Below are 19,292 nucleotides of genomic sequence, written 5' to 3' on the forward strand. Positions count from 1 at the left end.
GCGGCTCGAACGCCGAACCTACACGACACCTCGCGATCGTTCAGTTCGATTGTGCTTCCACGTATTTGCCACTGTGCTTCCACGTATTTGCCACCACGACGCCCGTGACGCCGACCGCCGCCGCCCGCAGTTGCGCGATGGCCTCACGCAGATCGCGCCGATGCGTCGCGCCGAGTTCCACCAGCAGGATCACGCCGTCCGCGAACTCTCCATATACCGACGCGGAGACGCTTTTCGTTACCGGTGGCGCGGCGAGCAGAACATGGGTGTGATCCGATCGCACGGGATCGATCAGGCTTCTCGCCTGCGCCGGATCGTAGCTGTCACCGGACACGACCACCGGCTGCCCGCCGTGCCGTTCGATCGTGCGGCTCAGATTGCGCACCACGGTCGCCACATCGACTTCGGCTGTGGCACTGGCTATTACCCAGACCGAGGGCGGGGGAGTCAATTGCTCGAGATGTGCCCGCAACCCGCGGTAGCCGATGGATTCCTGTTCGGAGGGAGCGGGCACCGCGGCCACCGTGCCGAGCACCGGAACCCCTATATCGATGGTGGTTCTGAGGATCGGGTCGGTGCGGCCCCGGATCGACACCGCGACCGCACCGAGCAGCAATCCGGCGACGATGCCGAGTCCGGCCAGCGCGAGTACCCCGGGCAGTCGGCTGCCCGGGGTACTCGCGGCCGTCACGACCTTCGTATGCACCTTCTGCCGGTCCTCGCCGGTCGGCGTTTCGAGAGCGTCGGCGTAGGCGATGAACTCGGTGCCGAGGGTGGCCGCGATGCGGCGGGCACGGTCGGCGGACGAATCGGTCACCGCGACATCGATGATCGCGGTCTTCGGCGGCACGACCGCCGCACTCACCTGCTCGGCCAGATCGCGCGGCGATTCGGACAATTCGAGCTTGTCAATCACGCGCTGAGCGACGGCATCGGTGGTGAGCAAGGCGACGTAGGTGGTGACCCGGCCGGTGACCACATTGTCGTTCTCATATGCCGAAGCGGTCGTCGAGCCCTCGATCGATACCAGCAGTTGTGTGGTCGAGACGTATCGCGGCGGGCTCAGGACGGCCAGGCAGATGCCCGCGGCGGCGACGAGCCCGGCCACCGCGCCGAATGTCGCCCAGTACCTGCCCAACTGCGCGACGAATTGGTTCAGCTTCAACTGCTCGCCTCGTTTTCGGTATCGGGTTCGAAGAGCCGGCGCGCCACGGCCGCACCCGCGCCGAACAGGAAGCCGGTCAGCACGGCCCCCGTGAGGACGGCGTAAATCGGCGCGCCCCAAGCGACTTCGCGCTCGGGCCGACCGGGTCCGGTGACGACCACCAATTCGGCGCGCGGCACCGGGCTGCCGGGGATCGTCTCGAGCGTGCGGACCAGCGCGGCATAGTCTTTCAGGAAGGTTTCGGCGGTCCGGGTGGTCTCCTCGGCGGTGGGGCCGGTGATGCTCACATCGATCAGCACGGTTCCGGTTCGGCTCGAGGCGGAAATGCGGTCGGCGAAGCGATCCGGATCGGCCGCCAGCGCGAGATCGCCGACCACGACCGCGGCGAGATCCGGGCTCGTGGCCAGCGCCGCATAGGTCCGGCCGCGAGCCTTGGCATAGGAATCCCCGCCGTCGATGACCCGGCTCACGTCGCCCGGCGTCCGGATGAACACCGTCGCGTCCGACCGATACACCGGTGGCCACACCAGCAGGAAAACCGTTGTCGCAGCCAATGTCCCCAGTACTCCCCAGACGATCCAGCGCCATCGCCGCCGCAGCACGGCACCGTATTGCGAGAGAGTGGGATTCATCGCGCCGTCGCCAATCCGTGGGTAGTGAGGCTGTCGACCAGGGCGGCGGCGATCCGCCGGTTGCCGTCCGCGTTCGGGTGCACCCCGTCCTTACCTACCAAGGCGGTGGCGTCGTCGAGCGAGGAGAGCGGATCGATCACGGACACGTCGGCCATGGCCGGGTCGCTTTTCAGGCGGTACAGGAAGTCGTCGTCGAAGCCGAGGTCATCGCCCGGCCGCTGCAGGAAACGCGGTCGCACGAACACGATCTTCGCTGCGGGCCAGGTGCTGTGCGCGTCTTCGACGGTACCGAGCATTGCCTCGAGTACGTCGTCGAGCGGTGCGAAGATGTCATTGCGGCCACCGTCGAGCACGATGATATTCGGTGCGGAGCGCTGCGCCAGACGATGGACGCGCTCGTCGAACGAGGTGGAGTCGCCGATATAGGCGACGTGGAATCGGTTGGCGGGCCCGCCGCTGATGTACCCGGTGCCGGGCAGCGCGGCCAGGTCGCAGAGCCAATGCATCCGGAGTGCCGCCTGGCATGCGTACGACATCTCGGCGAGCATGCTGGCGCCCGTGTACGAATCGCCGATGAACAGCGCGGTCGGTTCGGTCTGCTCGGGGTTGCTGAGCGGTTTCGGGGTGGAGTCGCCGTGTCCGGTCGGATCGGTATGGAGGGCGAACACGAGCCCGGCGACGATCGCGATAGCGAGAATCGCGGCCGCGAGATCGGATGCCCTCGACCGGTTCATCGGACGGCCGCACTGTAGAGCCCGCTCAGCGCGTCGCCGATTCGCGCCATCCCCAATTCCGTAGCCACCGTGTGCCTGCCGCGTTCGCCCATCGCCCGGGCCAGTCCACGGTCGGCGAGCAGTGTCCCCACCGCCGCCGCGAGTTCGGCTGGGGCAGAGGCCGTTACGATGCCGCTGCCGGTTCGCTCGACAAGTGGTGCGAGGCCGCAATCCGGTGAGATCACCACCGGCAGGCCGACCGACATCGCTTCCAGCACCGCCATCGGGTACGGCTCCCGGACCGACGGCAGCACGAACACGGCGGCAGAGGCCATCCGCTCGGGGACGCGGGCCGGGTCGAGCGGACCTGTCCAGCGCAGCCGGGGGTCGTCACCGAGCGCCGCCCGCACCGCCGGGCCTTCACCCTCATCGGGCCCGACGAGCGTGAAGGTCGCCTCGATTCCATTGGTGAGCAACGTCTTTGCCATCTCGATGAACGCGAGCGGTCGTTTGCGGGCGTGCAGGCGGGCGGCGAACAGCACCTCGGGTGTGGCTGCCCGGACAGCGGACGGGTAGGCGGGTACGCCATTGTCCAGGTGCACCAGAGTCACCCCCGGACCGGCGACGGCGGCCAGATCGTCGCGCTCGACCGGAGTGAGGAAGCAGACGGCGTGGGCATCGCGCAGGACCTTGCGGGTCCATGCGGCATCCAGGGGAGTGGCGAGGGGATGCGAACTCGGCGTGATCATCCCGTGCGGCTGCACGACGTAGGGCGTACGCGCGCCGCGCACCGAGAGGGCGGCGGGCAATGTCACCAGATCGCGGCCCAGGTGGACATGAACGACGTCGAAGCCGCCGCCGTGACGGCGCACCCACCGCCACAGGCCGGGCGCTCCGAGACCAGCGAAACCTGTTGCGGGAACCAAGGTTCGGGCCGGAAACAGCTGTACCGGAACGTCACCGACCATGGTGGGCAGGGTGTCGTACCCGCGCGCGGCGGCGGCCACGGTCACGTCGTTACCGCGAGTGAGGAATTCTGCCGCCTGATTGAACGCCACCCGGGCCGGACCGCCGTAAGTGCCCTCCGGTGACACCAGAGTGACCAGGTGCAGGATTCGCATCAGCGTGGCGTGACCACGGGCGGCGGCGGCCGCACCAGCGAATACGGCGGCACATCCGCGCTGACCAGCGAGGTCGCCCCGACGACCGAATGCGCGCCGATCGTGACGCCGCGCAAGATCGTGGCACCCGTGCACACCCACACGCCGTCCTCGACCACGATCGGTCCATTGTCATAATCGAAGGTCGGTGACCGCCGGTCGTGACTACCGGTGCATAGGTAAGCCCGTTGGGAGACACAGACATTGGACCCGAGCGTGATCGGTTCGATGTTGTACAGCTCCGCCCCGGTCCCGACCCACGAGTCATTCCCGACGGTCAACTTCCACGGCCACTGCACGCTCACCCGATGCCTGATCAACACCCCCGACCCGATGTCCGCGCCGAAGAGCCGAAGGATCCCCACCCGCAATCGATTCGGGCACCACACTTGGGTGAAGACCAGCGTCGACACGGCGACCCACAGCACCTGCCAGATCAGACCGCGACCCTTGTCATAGGAGTGTCCGCGCAGCGCCGCCAGGGTTCGTTCCGGTCCGGCATCGCTCATAAACACCTCCCCTGGCGTGATCAATGTACCGTTACCTTTCGATAGCCCGCCAGTCGTTCGTTGCTACAAGAGGTTTGACCTGGTGATCGATCTGGGGTTCACGGCGGCACCGCAATCCGTTCCGCGGCGTGTGCACTACATGTCGGCGTTCGCGCTGGTCATCGTGGGTGCGACGGCGGGTGTGCAGCTGGCGAACTTTACGGTGACCGGGCTGTCGCTGATCTGTGTGTTGGCGGTTCCGGGGTTCGCGCTGATGTCGCATCGCGGGGTCGATCTGGCGCCGATCGTGATTGCCGCGCTGGCGTGGATTTCCTTCCTGGCCTCGTGTGTGGTGAACCATGTCGGCATCCTGTGGCCGAATGCGCTGGCGTTGCCCGCGTTCGCGCTGTACTTCATCGGTTTCGCGGTGCTCACCGGACGCTCGATCGATGCGATCGCATCCCTGCTCGCCGGGGTCGCGGTGGGCACTGTCGGATTCTTCGTCTTCGAGGGAATCGAGCTGACCAATACCGGCCGCCTGCTCGATCTGTGGAAGTACGGGATCGCGCATGCGGTGACGGTTCTCGTCGTCTTCGCGCTGATTCGCTCGCGCGCCCGCCCGATGGTGATTTGTGGGTCGCTCGCGGCGCTCGCGTTGGCGAGTCTGGGCCTGAATTTCCGGTCGCATGCGCTCGTATGCCTGGTCGCGGCGGTATGGCTGGCGACCAGGCAGGTGCTCGGCGCGCGTATCGGGCGTGGCTGGTCGCTGGCCGGTGTCACCGGTTTCGGGTTGTTGTTCGCGTACGTCATGCCGATCGCGGCGCGGGCGGGCATGTTCGGACCGGCGTTGCAGCGCAAGACGGTCGAGCAGGATGCGACGCACCTGCCGTTATTGCTGGCCGGTAGGACCGAGCCGCCGATGACTTTCGCCGCGATCGCGGAGCGTCCGCTGCTCGGCTGGGGGAGCGCCGAGCATCTGACACCCGAGTTGTATACGCAGGCGGAACATGTGGCGATCCGGATCGGGTTCGCACCGACGTTTCCGTTCGAGCTGTATTGGCGGCTGCCGGTATTCGATTACTCCGCGTTCCATTCGATCCTGTTCGGCACCTGGGCCGAGGGCGGGGTGATCGCGGCACTGCTGCCGCTGTCGATTCTGGTCGCCTGTGCCGGGGTGTTCTGGAACCACGAACGCCTGGGGAATTGGGCTCCGCTGTTCGTCGTGGTCGCGCTGCAAGGAGTGTGGGACCTGCTCTACGCGCCGTGGACCTACGGCATGCTCCCCGAACTCGCCTGTCTCATGCTCGCGTATCTCGCGATCCACTGTCGACGGACAGCATGAATCCCGCGACGGACAGCATGAATCCCGCCGTCAGCGTTGTCGTGCCGACCGTCGGGCGAGCGTCCTTGCGCCGCGCGGTGGAATCGGCCTTGCGCCAGACCCGCCCGGTGGCGGAGGTCATGGTCGTCGCCGCCGAGGGGGTAGCGCTGGACCTGCCGTCCGACACCCGGATCACGGTGGTGCGCACGGCCGGTCGCGTAGGTCCCGGTGCCGCCCGGCAGGCCGGTATCGACGCCGCCCAGGGCACCGTGATCGCGCTGCTCGACGATGACGACGAATGGCTGCCGGAGAAACTGCACTGCCAGCTCGATGCCGTCACCGGGCGCGACTGGATCTGCTCCTCTCGGATCGCGGTATCGGGCCCCGGCGAGCGGCATCGGGTCTGGCCGCGCAGGCTGATCGCGCCCCGGGAATCGGTGGCGCGGTACCTGTTCCGGTTCAGCTCGCTGCGTGTCGGCGGCGCTGTCCTACAGACCTCGACGCTGTGTTTTCCCATCGAACTCGCCCGGAAGGTCGGCTGGGACACCGACACGGTGCACGACGAACCGACGTGGCTGCTGGCGGTGCAGCGCGCGGTTCCGGAGCTGCGGCTGATCCAGGTTCCGGAGGTGCTCGGCACGTATTACGTAGGGGCCGAATCAGTTTCGCGATCGACCGCCGACCGCGTGGACGACTACATCGCCTGGGGATTGGAGTATCTTCGCGCGGAGTCGCCGCGGATTCGCGGCGACTACCTGTGCACGAGTCCGGTCAGTGCCGCGGTGGCGGCAGGTTCGCTCACCGGGGTCGGCCGCGCGCTGCGGGCGGCACTGCGATACGGGCGTCCCGGTCCGTTCGCCTTGGCCTACGCCGTGCTGAACGGCGTCCGGATCATGCTGCGCCGATGACCGATCCGGCTCGGCTGGCGCCGGACGAGCGCAGGGCATTGCTCCGCGGCACGTTGTACCGCATCGCGGGCACGCCGATCGTCGCACTGCTGGGTCTGGCGAATACCGCGATCATCGTGCGGCAGACCGGTGTGGAGGTCTTCGGCCTGGTCTCCCTGATCACCACCGTGACCTTGCTGTTCCCCTTCGCGGACCTGGGCATCGGCGCGACGGTATTGAGCGCGAGCGCCCAGCTGAATCGGTCATCGACGCAGCGTGATCTGCTGGCCGCCGACGTCATTCGCCGCGCCTATCGGGTGTTGTCCGGTGTGGCAGCGGGTGTCGCGGCCGCCGCGTTCGTGGTGCTCGCGACGGGCCGGTGGGCACTGCTGACGGGGCTGTCGTCCGGGTCCGAGGACGGTTGGGCGATCACCGTCGCCGCAGTCCTTTTCGCGCTCACCATTCCGGCCGGGCTCGGCGTGCGCATTCTCATCGGCATCGACCGCAATGAACTCGCGACACTCGTGCTGATGAGCTGTCCGGCATTCGCCCTGCTGACGACGCTGGCGCTGCTCGCGGCCGGTGTGAGCCCCATCTGGTATTGCGTATCGGCGCTGGTCGGCGTGCTGGCCGGGCACACCGTCGGTACCGTTGCCGCGCTGCGGCTCTCCGGTCTCGGTCGGTCGGCGTTCGCTGCGGTCGGTGGTCATCGCACGCGGCTGCTCGCGGGGAGTCTGTGGTTATTCCTTGTTGGAGTCGGACTTCCCGCCGGGCTGCAGACCGGTCGGCTGCTGCTCTCGCACCTGTCCACTCCGGTCGAGCTGTCCCGCTACGCATTGACGGCCCAGATCTACGGCGTGATCTGGTCGGTGATTTCGACAGCGGGCCTGTCCTACTGGCCGGTCTTCGTGAAACGCCGTGGCGCCGCGACGGAAACGGTCCGGATCTGGTGGCGGATCACCGCCATATTCGCCGGGATCGCGGCCGTGGGAACGATCGCACTGGCCGCGCTCGGACCATGGGCGGCCTCGATCCTGTCCGGTGGCCGGATCGACGTATCGTTCGAGCTGGCACTGGCATTCGGTGCCCTGCTCGTGGTCCAGAGCGCGCATCTCCCCGCGAACGTCCTGCTGACCAGGCCGAACGAGGCCCGCTGGCAGGCGGGCTGGACGGTGGCGATGGCCATGCTGAGCATCGGGCTCGGCATCGTGTTCGCCGCGCGATTCGGGGCGGTGGGCGTGGTCGCCGCCGCCGCGCTCGGTTCCCTGCTCGCGCAGGTGCTTCCCGATCTGGCGTGGGTTCCTAGGCTGGTCCGTCGCCGCGCGGCCGGGCCGTGAGCTCGGTCGCGAGCGGCGCGACCATGGTGACCCCGGCGGGCACATCGTGAATCACCGTCGCATTGGCCCCCACGGTGGCTCCATCGTGCAGAATGATCGGGCCGAGCACCACCGCGCCCGCGCCGACGCGCACGCGATCACCCAGTGTCGGACGCCCCTTCGCATCGTGCCCGATCGTCACCTGCTGATTGATCCAGCAGTGGCTGCCGATGGCCTCCGCGGTGACAATGGTGCCCACACCGTGCTGGACGAACAGCCCCGGCCCGATGCGATCGGCCTCGAGGGTGAGCGTCGGCAGCGGTCGATAGCAGGCTCGCAACAGCATTCGAAGCACCGGAGATCGACCGCGCAGGCGGTAGTGCACGAGCGTGCGGAACTCGGGCAGCGCGGCCGCGAGATAGGCGAATCGTGAGTATTCGTCCAACGCCATGAGTTTCGGTGCAGCGATGCATTCAACCCACCACGCAATATCGGCCCGCACATCGCGGGCCGAAGCGGTGCCGCCGACGCTGCGCCACAAGGGGTAGACCAGCACCCGAGCGACCCGCAGCCGCAATGCCCACTGCCCGGAAGCCATGCCGGTCATCCTAAACGGCCAGGCATCGGGGCCGGGATTCGTCAGCACCCGGGCTGGAGTGCGGCACGTGCGTACCCGACCGTCTGATACCCGAACGCGTATACCCATCGGTACCACGGGAGCTGCGCCGGACTCGCGGTCATCACCAGGTCACCGTCGAAGCACTGCTCCACGATGTACCTCGCCCGGGAGATATGCGGCCGGAAGGTCACCACGATCACCGTCTGCCAGCCGCGTTCGGCCGCGAGTCGGCGTAGCTGGCGCGCTTCACCTTTCGTGGTCGGCGGATCCGGAACGAAGCATTCGAGTTCGAACCCGGTCTGCCGCGTCTGGCAGGTGCGCGTGAGCCAGTCATTGTCGGTGCCGTAGGGGTTCGACAACACCACGGTCGGAGCCCACCCGGCGGCCCCGAGTGAGAGGCCGTACGGATAGCGGGCGAATCCCTCCCCGCCGAGGACGAATACCGCATCGGCCCGCCGCAGCTGGTCGATCTGCGGCTGCGCATAGACCGGAATGCCTGCTCCGGCGGCCGCACCGATCAGCAGGCAGACGGCCAGGAGCACCCACGGGAGCCGTCGCGGACGCCCGTTCCGCCGCGTGCGGATACGAGTCCATCGACGTGCCGGGGCCGCGGCGGTGTCCTCGTCCTGGGCTGTCATGCGGTGCCGGTGTCCTCGTTTCGGTCCGGATTCGTCGGCGACAGTCTACGTCGGCTGCTCGAAGCACCCGGTGCGCCGCCCGGGGTGAAAGACCCGCAAAAATGCGGCGCGACGCTGGGTTTTTCGTAACGTCCGGGGTGGGAGTTGCGAATTCACGGGTGACTGACTCCATCGGCGGGGATGGCGCTCGACCTTGGGGCTCAGTCGATTTCGTCTCGGCTCGACGGTTCTCCGGGGATTGCGCGGCGAACCCTCGGTGAGGCGCATCAAATATGTTGTTATGCAGAAGTTTTCGGAATCCGCAAGAATCTCCGGCCTGCACGCGGAACATAGACCTGTAGTGGGTCGAACCGATAATATTCGGCGCGGGCATCCAACGGGGGGAGCTTGGGCAGTTCGGCAGTGAGCGTGGGGATGGAGCGCGGATGGCCTTCCAGATTGACCGGATTCGGATCCGGGGGTCCGCGCCCGAGTGGCGCTCCGATCGCGAGAGATGGCAAGCCGAATACGGCCGCCGGGTCCGGGCGGGCGAGGCGCTCGTCCTGGTCGCAGCCGTCGGAGCCGCGCAGCTGATCCGTTTCGGCGGAATCGACAAGAACGCACAACTGACCGCTTGGTCGGGCGATGCCCGCATCGGATACTCGATCATCTCGATCCTCTTGGCGCTGGCCTGGTTCAGCTTCCTGGTCATAGGCAATACCGGCTCGCCGGGAGTGCCCGGCGCCGGAGTGGAGGAATACCGCCAGATCACCTCGGCCACGCTGCGATTATTCGGTCTCATCGCGATCGTCTCGCTGCTGGGCCGAATGGATTTCGCCCGTGGGTATCTGGCCATCGCGCTACCGTTCGGCCTGCTCGGCCTGCTCGGAAACCGGGTCCTGTGGCGTCGCTACGCCGCGGCGCAGCGACGAAAGGGGCGCTGCCGCACCGCGGTCATGGTGGTCGGCGGTCCCGATGCCGCACGCCAGATGATGACCTGTTTCGCCCGGGATCCCGCGGTCGGCTATTCGGTTGTCGGCGTGTACAGCCCGTACGACAAGGATGTCGCCGGTGACCCGGGACTTCCGGACCTGCCCATCATCACCGGATCGACCATGACCGTGTTGGATGCGGTGCAGGAGACCGGCGCCGACATCGTGGCGGTCTCCGCGACCGAACATCTCGGTCCGCGCGTGATCAATGATCTGGTGTGGCAGCTGGCCCCGCTGGGCGTGGATGTGGCTGTCACACCAGGGCTCTTGGATGTGGCCGATCAGCGCATGTCGATCCGCCCGATCGGTAATCTGCCGCTGCTGCACATCGCGAAGCCGCAATATGCCCGGTCGAGGTCGTTCGGCCGCGCGGTATTCGACCTCGCCTTCGCGGCATTCGCCCTGGCGGTCGTCTCCCCGGTCATGCTCATCGCGGCGGTGGCGATCAAGCTCGACAGCCGCGGCCCGGTCTTTTATCGCTCCGAGCGGATCGGCTTGGACGGCGTGCCGTTCCGGATGATCAAGTTCCGCAGCATGTTCGTGGACGCGGAGCAGCAGCGCGCCGCCCTGCTGTCGCATAACGAGGGCGCGGGCCCGCTGTTCAAGATGCGCGAGGATCCGCGGGTGACCCCCGTCGGGCGCATTCTGCGGCGCTACAGCCTGGACGAATTACCCCAGTTCATCAATGTGATTCGACGCGAGATGAGCGTGGTCGGCCCGCGCCCGCCGCTACCCGGCGAGGTCGAACGCTATGACGGCAAGGTGCGGCGGCGGCTGCTGGTCAAGCCCGGAGTGACCGGGCTGTGGCAGGTGTCCGGCCGTTCGGACCTGTCCTGGGACGAGTCGGTCCGGCTCGATCTGTCCTACGTCGAAAACTGGTCGATGGTGCAGGACTTGCTGATCATCGCGAAGACCATTACGGCGGTCACGCGCAGTGACGGTGCCTACTGACATGGAGGAAAATCGCATGACCCAGTCCGTCGCCGAGCCGACATCCGGATTGCGGGTGGGCGATCTCGTCGAGGTCCGCAGCGCGGCCGAGATCATGGCCACCCTCGATGAGCACGGCGAACTGGACAATCTGCCGTTCATGCCCGAAATGCTGGAGTTCTGTGGACAACAGCTGACCGTGCACAAGGTCGCCAATAAGGTATGCGACCCCTACGGTCGAACCGGTATGCACCGCATGACGAACGCGGTGCACCTCACCGGCGCACGATGCGGCGGCACCGCGCACGGCGGCTGCCAGACCGCGTGCAGCCTGTACTGGAAACAGGAGTGGCTCAAGCCCATCGCGCCGGGCACCCCGCCGACTCCGGCCAATGGCACCCGCATCGACCTGGAGTTGCTCGAGGTCAATACGCATAAGCCACCGCTCGAAAGCGGCAAGCCGCGCTTCTCCTGCCAATCGACCGAAATGATGCGCGCCGCCCCGACATGCCTGCCGTTTCGCGATGTTCGGCAGTATGTCGAGGACGTCAGCGTCGGCAATGCCACCGCGCGCGCATCCCTGCTGGCCTTCTTCTTCGCCATGTTCAACCGGTTGCAGGCGCTGAGCAAGCGCCTGCTGCCCGCCAGGTTCCTGTTCCGCGGGGGAATGGAGTGGGGGTTCGTCCGTGGTCGCGTCATCGGGAAAACCCCTGTGGCACAGCTGGACCTGCAACCCGGCGAGATCGTGCGGATCAGGTCCAAGGAGCAGATCGAACTCACCCTCAATGCCGAGCGGCTCAATCGCGGCATGGGATTCGAGGAGGAGATGTCGCGCCACTGCGGCCGCACCGCGCGGGTGCAACGGCGGATCACCCGGTGCCTCGATGAGACGACCGGTGAGTTGGTGGTCATGAAAACCCCGGCGATCGTCCTCGAGGACGTGTTCTGCACGGGCGTCTACCACGCCAACTGCCCGCGCGAGTACGTGACATTCTGGCGCGAAATTTGGCTCGAGCGAGTCTGATTGCTCAATACCGCGCGGCCCGGCCGCGCACACTGAGTTGGGAGGGAACTCACTTGCGTCACCCACACACACTCGTCACCGTCGCCCTGCCGGTTCGCAATGGAGCCGACAGGATTCCGGCCGTCGTGGAGTCCGTGCTCGCCCAGGACCATGAGCGGCTGGAATTGGTGATCTCCGACAATGCGTCGACCGATGCCACCGAGGAGGTCTGCCGGGAGCTGGCGGCGCACGACGGCCGGATCGTCTACCACCGCAATGCGGTCAATGTCGGCATATTGAACAACTTCATCGGCGCACTCGACCTCGCGAAGGGCACATACTTCCGGTGGATAGGCGACGACGACTGGCTGGAGCCGAACTATCTGTCGCGGTGTCTCGATGCGTTCGAGGCCGATCCGAGGTTGCTGTTGGTGACTTCCCAGTTGGACTACATCGGCCCGGACGGTGTGCGCCAGACCGCGCCCTATCACGGCACGGCGCTGCGCTCGCAGGACCCTGCGGTCCGTTTCGCCGAGATGTTGCGCCTGCTCAATGAAAGCTTCCTGCTGCTCGATCCGCTGTACGCCTTGGTCCGTCGTGAGCCGGTGAGCCGCATCGCGCGCCGGAATATGCTGCGCGAAGATGAGGTCTACGCCGGAAAGCTGGCCCTGGCCGGTCCCTGGGGGCATGTGCCCGAGGTGCTCGGCGGTCGGCATTGGCAGCACGATCGGCAATCCGTCATGGCGCGCAAGCTCGGCGTGGCGAGCTGGCAGGCACACTTCTCCAACACACTGGAGTGCCGCGAATTATTGCGCTGGATAGCCGCATCCGACCTCACGCCGCAGCAACGGTGGCAGGCCCGCCGCGCCGTCGCGCGGCTCTACGCGAAACGGCAACAGATCACCGCCGCTCGCGGCATGCGCAAGCTGTCCGGGTACCTCGGTGCGAGCCCGGGAACCCGCGGGTAGCGCGATGGGCACGGTACCGCTCCCGGCGACCTCGGTGAATCACTCGCCGCGCCGAGGGGTGTCGAGGCCGCTAATGTCGGACAATGTGCCGAGCGGAACCGTGAGTGTCGTGATTCTCGGCATCAACTACGCCCCCGAAACGACTGGGATCGCCCCGTACACAACAGGTCTCGCGCGGGGATTGGCCGCGCGTGGCCATGAGGTGCGGGTTCTCACCGGCGTCACGCACTATCCGGCCTGGCGGCGCGCCGCCGAGCGTGAGGCGTTCCGCACCGACACCGATGCCGATGGGGTGCGGCTGCGTCGGCTGAACCACCACGTTCCTCAGCACGGTCGTGGTTTCGGCCGTGCCGCAATGGAATTGACCTTCGGTCTCCAGGCGGTGACGACCGGGTGGGAGCGTCCCGATGTGGTCATCTGCGTCTCACCGCCGCTGCTCGCCGCCACCATGGCGGTCGCCCGGGCGCGGCTGACGCCCGCCGCTCCCGCGGTCGGCGTGCTCGTGCACGACCTGTACAGCCGAGGTGTCGTCGAGACCGGGGCACTGCCCGGGCCCGCCGCACAGGCGATGCGCATGCTGGAGTCCGCCGCCTTCCGCCATGCCGACGGCGTGGCGGTGATCCACGACGGCCTCCGCGATGATCTGGTGCGCGGTCTGGGCGTCGAGCGCGGGCGGATCAAGGTCATCCGGAACTGGAACCACGTGGCCACGCCCGACCCGATCTCGAGCCTGGCGTTCCGTTCGGCGCGGGGGTGGTCCGACGAGGAGATCGTCGTGCTGCACGCGGGCAATATGGGGACCAAACAGGGCCTGGAGAATGTCGTCGCCGCCGCGGAGTTGGCGGCGCGGGACGGATTGCCGGTCCGGTTCGTTCTGCTCGGCGATGGCAATCAGCGGCGGCGGATCGAAGCCGCGGGCGCCGGACTGCCGACGCTCGAATTCCTGCCACCCGTCAGCGAGGCGGAGTTTCCGTCCGCGCTCGGCGCGGCGGACGTGCTGCTGGTGAACGAGCGGCCGGGCGTGGCGCAGATGGCCGTGCCGAGCAAGCTGACCTCGTATTTCACCTCCGGCAGGCCGATTCTCGCGGCCGCCGACCCGTCCGGGTACACCGCGCAGGAGATGACCGCCTCGGGCGGAGGAGTCCTCGTGCCCGCCGACCGCCCGGATCTCCTGCTCGCCGAGGCGATCCGGATCGGGGCCGATCCGGTCCTCGGCGCCGAGTTCGCCGCTGCGGGAAGGCGATACGCCACGGCATTGCTGAATCCGGAGGCCGCGCTGGACAGCTACGAGGAGTGGATAATCGAGTTGGCTCGCGCACGGGGGAAGGCGGTCCGATGGCCAAACGCGCATTGATCACCGGAATTACCGGACAGGACGGTTCATACCTGGCCGAGCTGCTGCTCGGTAAGGGGTACGAGGTGCACGGCATCATCCGTCGTGCGTCGACCTTCAATACGAGGCGGATCGACCACCTGTACGTCGACCCGCATGATCCGGATGCCCGCCTGTTCACGCACTACGGGGAATTGAACGACACGGCCAGGCTGGCGACGCTGATTCGACGGATCGAACCGGACGAGATCTATCACCTCGCCGCGCAGTCCCATGTTCGGGTCAGTTTCGATGAGCCCGAATACACCTCGGAGACAACCGGTTTGGGTACCATCCGCCTCCTCGAGGCGATTCGGCAGCTTGGGCTGCACTGCCGCTTCTACCAGGCGTCGAGCTCGGAGATGTTCGGCTCGTCACCGCCGCCGCAGAACGAGCTGACGCGATTGCACCCTCGCTCGCCGTACGGCACGGCGAAGATGTTCGCCTACTGGGCGACCCGCAACTACCGCGAGGCGTACGGACTGCACACCGTGAACGGCATTCTGTTCAACCACGAATCACCGCGCCGCGGAGAGACTTTCGTAACCCGCAAGATCACGCGCGCGGTCGCGCGGATCGCCGCCGGGCTCGACGAGCAGCTGTGGATGGGCAATGTCGACACCATCCGGGACTGGGGGTATGCGCCCGAGTACGTCGAGGGCATGTGGCGCATGCTGCAGGTCGATGAGCCGGACGACTATGTGCTCGCGACCGGTGTCGGGTATTCCGTGCGGGACTTCCTGGTGATGGCGTTCGAACGGGCCGGACTCGACTGGGAGCGCCACGTCCGATTCGATGATCGGTACCTGCGGCCCGCGGAGGTGGACGCGATGATCGGCGACGCATCCAAGGCGACCGCGACATTCGGCTGGGAACCGCGGGTGCGTGCCCCGGAGTTGGCGCGGCTCATGGTCGATGCCGATATGGAGATGCTGAAGTCCGAGACGCCGGTGTGGATCGATCGCCCCGATCTCGCCGCCTGGCATCAGCCGCGATAGTTCGCCTGATTGTCCAGGAACCAATGACACGTCGCCTTCAGCCCATCCACCAGGGAGATTGCGGGTGGACCCCAGCCCAGGCCGGTGAGCCGCGAGACGTCCAGCAACTTTCGATACGTACCGTCCGGTTGCGAAGTGTCCCAGCGGATCTCACCGCGATAACCTGCGATGTCCGCGATCGTCGTCGCGAGTTCGGCCACCGTCGTCTCCTGGCCGGTTCCGATATTCACCGGTCCCTCGCCGTCGTAGTGCTCGAGCAGGAACAGGCAGGCGTCGGCGAGATCGTCGGCGTGGATGAACTCCCGCAATGGTTTTCCGGTGCCCCAGCATTCGACATAGGGCGCGTCATCGCGGGCGGCCTCGTGGAAGCGGCGGATCAGCCCCGGTACGACATGGCTGGTCCGGGGGTGGAAATTGTCGCCCGGGCCGTACACATTGGTGGGCAGCGCGCTGATATACGGCAGGCCGTGTTGCCGCCGAATCGCCGCGACCTGGGTGATACCCGCGAGCTTCGCGACCGCGTAGCCCTCGTTCGTCGCTTCGAGCGGACCGGTGAACAGCGCGTCTTCGCGGATCGGCACGGCGGCGGACTTCGGGTAGATACAGCTCGATCCGAGGAACAGGAACCGTTCCACCCCGGTCGTGACCGCGGCATCGAGCAGATTCACCTGAATACGCAGATTGTCCGAGAGGAACTCCGCCGGTCGCGCCGCGTTCGCCGCGATCCCGCCCACCCGTGCTGCGGCATCGATCACGACGTGAGGCCGTGTCGCAGCGAAGAATTCGGCGGTGGCACGGGCATCGCGCAGGTCGAGTTCGGTCGAGTCGCGCCCGACGAGATCGGTGAAACCCGCGGCCCGAAGCCGACGCCACAGCGCCGATCCCACCAGTCCGCGATGTCCTGCCACATACACTCGCGAAGCGCGCGAGAGGGGACCGCCGTTCCAGTGCATGGTCGCCATTGTGGCAGAGCCGGGCGGGCAGGATCCGAGATGCGAAGGCGTCGCGGGTCGATATACTCGCTCTCGTATGTTCAGGCCGAAAACTCTTGGAAGGCAATCGGTCAGATGAACGAATGCTCCACGCCCTGGCCGCGAATGCTCGTCGGACACGTTCCCATCGACCTGCTTGATCGCGATGCGGCGCTGGAGCTCATTTTCGGTGCGCTGTCGGACTCCGACCCGATTGCCGTGGCCTCCGCCAACCTGGACCACATCCACCACTTCGCCGGTGATGCCTCGTGGGACGCGCGGACTCCGGTGGCCCCGACGGGTGGGCTGCGCTGGCTCACCCTGCTCGACGGCATGCCCCTGGTGCGTACCGCCAATGCCCGCAGCGGTCGCAGCTGGCCCAAACTATCCGGAAGCGACCTGATTACGCCCATCCTCGAACGTGCGGCAGCCACGCGGGCGCGAGTGGCGTTTCTCGGCGGCACCGCCGAAACTCACCAGCTGCTGCTCCCCGTGCTGGCCGAGCGGCACCCACGGCTCGAGGTCGCGGGGACCTGGGCTCCCGAGCGGGCCGAGCTGACCGATCGTAGTGCGTCAGAGGCGATTGCCGCGCAGATAAAAGCGGCCGAAGCCGATATCCTCGTCGTCGGGCTCGGCAAGCCACGCCAGGAGCGGTGGATCGCCGACTACGGGACGCAGACCGGCGCCCAGGCGCTGCTCGCGTTCGGGGCGGTCGTCGACTTCCTCGCGTGCCGGGTCGCCCGCGTGCCGGAACGAGTCAGCAATGTGGGCGGCGAATGGGCGTGGCGTCTCATGCTGGAGCCGCGGCGGCTGGCCCGGCGCTACCTCGTGCAGGGACCGCCCGCCTTGGTGCGATTGAAACGTTCGGCGGTGGTGCTCGAGGCCGCACCCGCGTCGGCATGATCCGGGACGAGGCCACGGTTCCCGTGCGTACGGCGGGTCGTTCGTACCTGCCCGCGGCGGGGGCATTCGGCCTCGTGGTCGCGCTCGCCGCGGCCGTCGCCGCCACCGGTGTGGTCGTCACCGCCGGTGGCAATGATCAGCGTGCCTTTCATTGGCCGTCGGTGGAACAGATTCGGGCGTCGTTCCCGCACCTCGATCTCGTCGGCCTGAATACGGCGACCGGGCCGCTCTATCACCTCGTGGTCGCCGCGATCTCGGGGCCGCTCGGCCTGGGCGAGCACGGCACTCAGGTCGTGGGCGCAGTGTTCGCGGGATGTCTTGCCGCGCTTGCCGTCCAGCACGCACGGACGCTGCCGTCGTGGCAGCTGTGCGCGCTCGCTGTGGCACCACTGCTGTTGTCGGCGTACTTCTGGCAGTCGGCGCTGTGGATGCTCACCGATGACGCGGCGCTGGTGTTCGCGATGGCGGCGATGATTCTGATGATCACGGTTCCGACGACCCGGGGGTGCGTCGCGATCGGTGTGCTCATTGCCGCGGCGATCGCGACGCGGCAGACCTTCGTCTGGCTGCTGGCACCGGCCGTGCTGTCGTGTGTGGACCTGGTGAGCCCGCGCCGCGACCCGAAATCCACGCTGGGACACGCCGCTCTGGTCGCCGGTCCCGGCATCGTGGTGCTGGCCGGTCTGATCGTCCTGTGGGGCGGGCTGACCCCGCCTGCGATGCGGCAGTTCAATGCCGCGCATCCGAGCCTTACGGCCATCGCGTTCACATTCGCGGTCGCCGCGATTTTCGCCGTACCGGTCCTGGTGGCTTCGGCGCAGGTCGCCGCCGTCCGCGCGCACCTGGTCGCCGAGACCGTCACAGGCCTGATCGTCGCTGCCCCCGCCCTCGTCTTTCGCAGTGCGGCAACGAAATTCCCCGATGACTCGCGGCGTGGCGGCGTGGTGTGGACCGTCGTCGGAAAGCTTCCGGATGTGGCCGGACGCTCGCCGGTACTGGCCGTGGCCGCCTTCGTCGGCGGGTTCGCATGCGCCGCACTGTTGTTCGTGCTCGAGCGCCGAACCGCCGTGATCATGGCGGCGGCACTCGTCGCGCTCACGCTGGTTACCGCACCGGGCTCCCAGCTCTACCAGAAGTACGCCGAGTTGCCGATCGCCGTACTCACCTTGCTGGTGGTCGTCGAGATTGCACGGAGCCGGAGGCTGGTACGGACCTGGCCGCTGGCCGGTCTCGCCGCGTTCCAACTCGTGGTGACGGCGGGTATCGTCGGCATTCCCTTCTTCCGGGCGCTGGGTGGCTGAGTGCGGATCTTCAATCGAGTCGCGGCGATACTGACCCTCGCACTGGTGCTGGCCAGCTGCGTCGGGACGGGTGACCCGGGCACCGATACCTGCACCACCACGAATAGGACCGCCGCCACCTGTGTTCCGCCCCCGGTGGCGGCCGCGTCGGGCAAGGGCTGGAAGCTGATCTTCGAGGAAAACTTCGACGGCACCGACTACGACCACTCGAAGTTGACGCCGTGCTTCGACTGGAACTATGGCGGCTGCACGAGCAGCTTCAACTCCGGCCGCGAAACCTATCGCCCCGAACAGGTCCGCGTCGGTGGCGGGTCCGCGAAACTCGTTGCCGAGCCACTGAACCCGCCCTCGCCGGATCCCTCGTGTTTCCAGCAGGTCTGCACCTACAAGAGTGGGCTGCTCTCGACCGCACGCGCCGATGCCCACAGCGACAAGTACCTGTTCTCCTTCACCTACGGATACACCGAGGCCCGGGTCAAGTTCCCGGCGATCGCCGGTTTCTTCATGGCGTTCTGGATGTTGCCGACCAACCCGAAATTCGAGTACCGCAGCGAGATCGACATTGTCGAGGCGCTCGGCGGCAACCCCCAGAACGTCTACATGACCTACGCCTACGACGGGCGCTCGAACGCGTACCGCGTCAACAACACCTCGGGCGACAATGGCGCCTGCCCGGTGCGGGATTACTCGCAGGATTGGGTGCGGTTCGGCGTCGACTGGGAACCCGACCACATCGCCTGGTACATCAACGGTGTCCGCTGCGGCGAATTCACCGACGCCCGTGCGATCGAGAACGGCCCGATGCAGCTGATCCTGAATATGACGGTCGACAACGACTGGGAACGCAACGAGGGTTCGGTGCTCGCGAACCAGAACCAGACCGCCACACTCGATGTCGATTACCTGCGAGTCTTTCAACAGCACTAGGGGGCAGGG

At 67.0% G+C, this 19,292-nt stretch carries 19 protein-coding genes; 11 read left to right on the forward strand and 8 right to left on the reverse strand.

From position 1 onward, the window contains the following. Nucleotides 1-40 precede the first annotated feature (40 nt). From AB0N05_RS08235 to AB0N05_RS08255, 5 genes are read right to left on the reverse strand one after another with little or no spacing between them, the layout of a single operon-like run. On the reverse strand, nt 41-1,165 hold the full coding sequence (locus tag AB0N05_RS08235; RefSeq protein ID WP_364689071.1) for a Wzz/FepE/Etk N-terminal domain-containing protein: 1,125 nt from the start codon (nt 1,163-1,165) through the stop codon (nt 41-43). Further along, on the reverse strand, nt 1,162-1,797 hold the full coding sequence (locus AB0N05_RS08240; protein WP_364689073.1) for a cell shape-determining protein: 636 nt from the start codon (nt 1,795-1,797) through the stop codon (nt 1,162-1,164). Before AB0N05_RS08240 ends, AB0N05_RS08235 begins: the two co-directional genes overlap by 4 nt. Beyond that, the gene (locus AB0N05_RS08245) at nt 1,794-2,531 is read right to left on the reverse strand and encodes an SGNH/GDSL hydrolase family protein (RefSeq protein WP_364689076.1); all 738 of its coding nucleotides are present in this window, start codon (nt 2,529-2,531) and stop codon (nt 1,794-1,796) included. Before AB0N05_RS08245 ends, AB0N05_RS08240 begins: the two co-directional genes overlap by 4 nt. Next, the gene (locus AB0N05_RS08250) at nt 2,528-3,631 is read right to left on the reverse strand and encodes a glycosyltransferase (protein WP_364689079.1); all 1,104 of its coding nucleotides are present in this window, start codon (nt 3,629-3,631) and stop codon (nt 2,528-2,530) included. Before AB0N05_RS08250 ends, AB0N05_RS08245 begins: the two co-directional genes overlap by 4 nt. Further along, nucleotides 3,631-4,179, reverse strand: coding sequence for a colanic acid biosynthesis acetyltransferase (locus tag AB0N05_RS08255; protein ID WP_364689082.1), 549 nt, complete (start codon nt 4,177-4,179; stop codon nt 3,631-3,633). Before AB0N05_RS08255 ends, AB0N05_RS08250 begins: the two co-directional genes overlap by 1 nt. Nucleotides 4,180-4,261: 82 nt before the next feature. On the opposite strand from AB0N05_RS08255, the gene AB0N05_RS08260 reads away from it, so the two are divergent. Genes AB0N05_RS08260 through AB0N05_RS08270 form a run of 3 tightly spaced genes read left to right on the forward strand, consistent with a single transcriptional unit; the run spans nt 4,262 to nt 7,703 of the window. Beyond that, nucleotides 4,262-5,500, forward strand: a complete 1,239-nt coding sequence (locus AB0N05_RS08260; protein ID WP_364689085.1) for a hypothetical protein — start codon at nt 4,262-4,264, stop codon at nt 5,498-5,500. Next, the gene (locus tag AB0N05_RS08265; protein WP_364689087.1) at nt 5,497-6,387 is read left to right on the forward strand and encodes a glycosyltransferase family 2 protein; all 891 of its coding nucleotides are present in this window, start codon (nt 5,497-5,499) and stop codon (nt 6,385-6,387) included. The genes AB0N05_RS08260 and AB0N05_RS08265 overlap by 4 nt, the downstream gene beginning before the upstream one ends. Then, entirely contained in the window at nt 6,384-7,703 is a 1,320-nt protein-coding gene (locus AB0N05_RS08270; RefSeq protein WP_364689090.1) for an oligosaccharide flippase family protein, read from the forward strand. The genes AB0N05_RS08265 and AB0N05_RS08270 overlap by 4 nt, the downstream gene beginning before the upstream one ends. Here the strand turns inward: AB0N05_RS08270 and AB0N05_RS08275 are convergent. Beyond that, nucleotides 7,669-8,280 (reverse strand): serine acetyltransferase, encoded by a 612-nt coding sequence (locus AB0N05_RS08275; protein ID WP_364689093.1) that lies wholly within the window; start codon nt 8,278-8,280, stop codon nt 7,669-7,671. The genes AB0N05_RS08270 and AB0N05_RS08275 overlap by 35 nt on opposite strands. Nucleotides 8,281-8,321: 41 nt before the next feature. Then, nucleotides 8,322-8,939: a YdcF family protein gene (locus AB0N05_RS08280; RefSeq protein WP_364689096.1), complete on the reverse strand. Its 618-nt coding sequence runs from the start codon at nt 8,937-8,939 to the stop codon at nt 8,322-8,324. A 425-nt stretch (nt 8,940-9,364) separates the two neighbouring features. Here AB0N05_RS08280 and AB0N05_RS08285 point away from each other — a divergent pair, with 425 nt between their 5' ends. From AB0N05_RS08285 to gmd, 5 genes are all read left to right on the forward strand, one after another. Beyond that, complete coding sequence (locus AB0N05_RS08285; protein ID WP_364689099.1) at nt 9,365-10,861, forward strand: sugar transferase; 1,497 nt, start codon at nt 9,365-9,367, stop codon at nt 10,859-10,861. Nucleotides 10,862-10,877: 16 nt separating this feature from the next. After that, a complete protein-coding gene (locus tag AB0N05_RS08290; protein ID WP_364689102.1) occupies nt 10,878-11,864 on the forward strand; it encodes a hypothetical protein in 987 nt (328 codons plus the stop codon). Nucleotides 11,865-11,917: 53 nt separating this feature from the next. Beyond that, nucleotides 11,918-12,811 carry a glycosyltransferase family 2 protein gene (locus AB0N05_RS08295; protein ID WP_364689104.1) on the forward strand — a complete coding sequence of 298 codons (894 nt, stop codon included), beginning with the start codon at nt 11,918-11,920 and terminating at the stop codon, nt 12,809-12,811. A gap of 100 nt (nt 12,812-12,911) precedes the next feature. After that, complete coding sequence (locus AB0N05_RS08300) at nt 12,912-14,165, forward strand: glycosyltransferase family 4 protein (protein ID WP_364689107.1); 1,254 nt, start codon at nt 12,912-12,914, stop codon at nt 14,163-14,165. Next, nucleotides 14,147-15,181, forward strand: a complete 1,035-nt coding sequence (gene gmd / locus AB0N05_RS08305; protein ID WP_364689110.1) for a GDP-mannose 4,6-dehydratase — start codon at nt 14,147-14,149, stop codon at nt 15,179-15,181. Before AB0N05_RS08300 ends, gmd begins: the two co-directional genes overlap by 19 nt. Here the strand turns inward: gmd and AB0N05_RS08310 are convergent. Further along, entirely contained in the window at nt 15,169-16,134 is a 966-nt protein-coding gene (locus tag AB0N05_RS08310; RefSeq protein ID WP_364689113.1) for a GDP-L-fucose synthase, read from the reverse strand. The two genes, gmd and AB0N05_RS08310, sit on opposite strands and share 13 nt — an antisense overlap. Before the next feature lie 114 nt (nt 16,135-16,248). On the opposite strand from AB0N05_RS08310, the gene AB0N05_RS08315 reads away from it, so the two are divergent. From AB0N05_RS08315 to AB0N05_RS08325, 3 genes are read left to right on the forward strand one after another with little or no spacing between them, the layout of a single operon-like run. Beyond that, nucleotides 16,249-17,055, forward strand: coding sequence for a WecB/TagA/CpsF family glycosyltransferase (locus AB0N05_RS08315; RefSeq protein ID WP_364689115.1), 807 nt, complete (start codon nt 16,249-16,251; stop codon nt 17,053-17,055). Next, nucleotides 17,052-18,356 (forward strand): hypothetical protein, encoded by a 1,305-nt coding sequence (locus tag AB0N05_RS08320; protein WP_364689118.1) that lies wholly within the window; start codon nt 17,052-17,054, stop codon nt 18,354-18,356. The genes AB0N05_RS08315 and AB0N05_RS08320 overlap by 4 nt, the downstream gene beginning before the upstream one ends. Further along, nucleotides 18,357-19,283 (forward strand): glycoside hydrolase family 16 protein, encoded by a 927-nt coding sequence (locus AB0N05_RS08325; protein WP_364689121.1) that lies wholly within the window; start codon nt 18,357-18,359, stop codon nt 19,281-19,283. The last annotated feature ends 9 nt before the right edge of the window (nt 19,284-19,292 follow it).

It is taken from the genome of Nocardia sp. NPDC051030, assembly GCF_040683015.1.
Lineage (GTDB): Bacteria > Actinomycetota > Actinomycetes > Mycobacteriales > Mycobacteriaceae > Nocardia.

Bases quoted from the DNA above. Each gene is read 5' to 3' on its own strand.
- AB0N05_RS08240 (WP_364689073.1), bottom strand. From the start codon at position 1,797: ATGAATCCCACTCTCTCGCAATACGGTGCCGTGCTGCGGCGGCGATGG.
- AB0N05_RS08245 (WP_364689076.1), bottom strand. From the start codon at position 2,531: ATGAACCGGTCGAGGGCATCCGATCTCGCGGCCGCGATTCTCGCTATC.
- AB0N05_RS08250 (WP_364689079.1), bottom strand. From the start codon at position 3,631: ATGCGAATCCTGCACCTGGTCACTCTGGTGTCACCGGAGGGCACTTAC.
- AB0N05_RS08255 (WP_364689082.1), bottom strand. From the start codon at position 4,179: ATGAGCGATGCCGGACCGGAACGAACCCTGGCGGCGCTGCGCGGACAC.
- AB0N05_RS08265 (WP_364689087.1), top strand. From the start codon at position 5,497: ATGAATCCCGCGACGGACAGCATGAATCCCGCCGTCAGCGTTGTCGTG.
- AB0N05_RS08270 (WP_364689090.1), top strand. From the start codon at position 6,384: ATGACCGATCCGGCTCGGCTGGCGCCGGACGAGCGCAGGGCATTGCTC.
- AB0N05_RS08275 (WP_364689093.1), bottom strand. From the start codon at position 8,280: ATGGCTTCCGGGCAGTGGGCATTGCGGCTGCGGGTCGCTCGGGTGCTG.
- AB0N05_RS08280 (WP_364689096.1), bottom strand. From the start codon at position 8,939: ATGACAGCCCAGGACGAGGACACCGCCGCGGCCCCGGCACGTCGATGG.
- AB0N05_RS08285 (WP_364689099.1), top strand. From the start codon at position 9,365: ATGGCCTTCCAGATTGACCGGATTCGGATCCGGGGGTCCGCGCCCGAG.
- AB0N05_RS08290 (WP_364689102.1), top strand. From the start codon at position 10,878: ATGACCCAGTCCGTCGCCGAGCCGACATCCGGATTGCGGGTGGGCGAT.
- gmd (WP_364689110.1), top strand. From the start codon at position 14,147: ATGGCCAAACGCGCATTGATCACCGGAATTACCGGACAGGACGGTTCA.
- AB0N05_RS08310 (WP_364689113.1), bottom strand. From the start codon at position 16,134: ATGCACTGGAACGGCGGTCCCCTCTCGCGCGCTTCGCGAGTGTATGTG.
- AB0N05_RS08315 (WP_364689115.1), top strand. From the start codon at position 16,249: ATGAACGAATGCTCCACGCCCTGGCCGCGAATGCTCGTCGGACACGTT.
- AB0N05_RS08320 (WP_364689118.1), top strand. From the start codon at position 17,052: ATGATCCGGGACGAGGCCACGGTTCCCGTGCGTACGGCGGGTCGTTCG.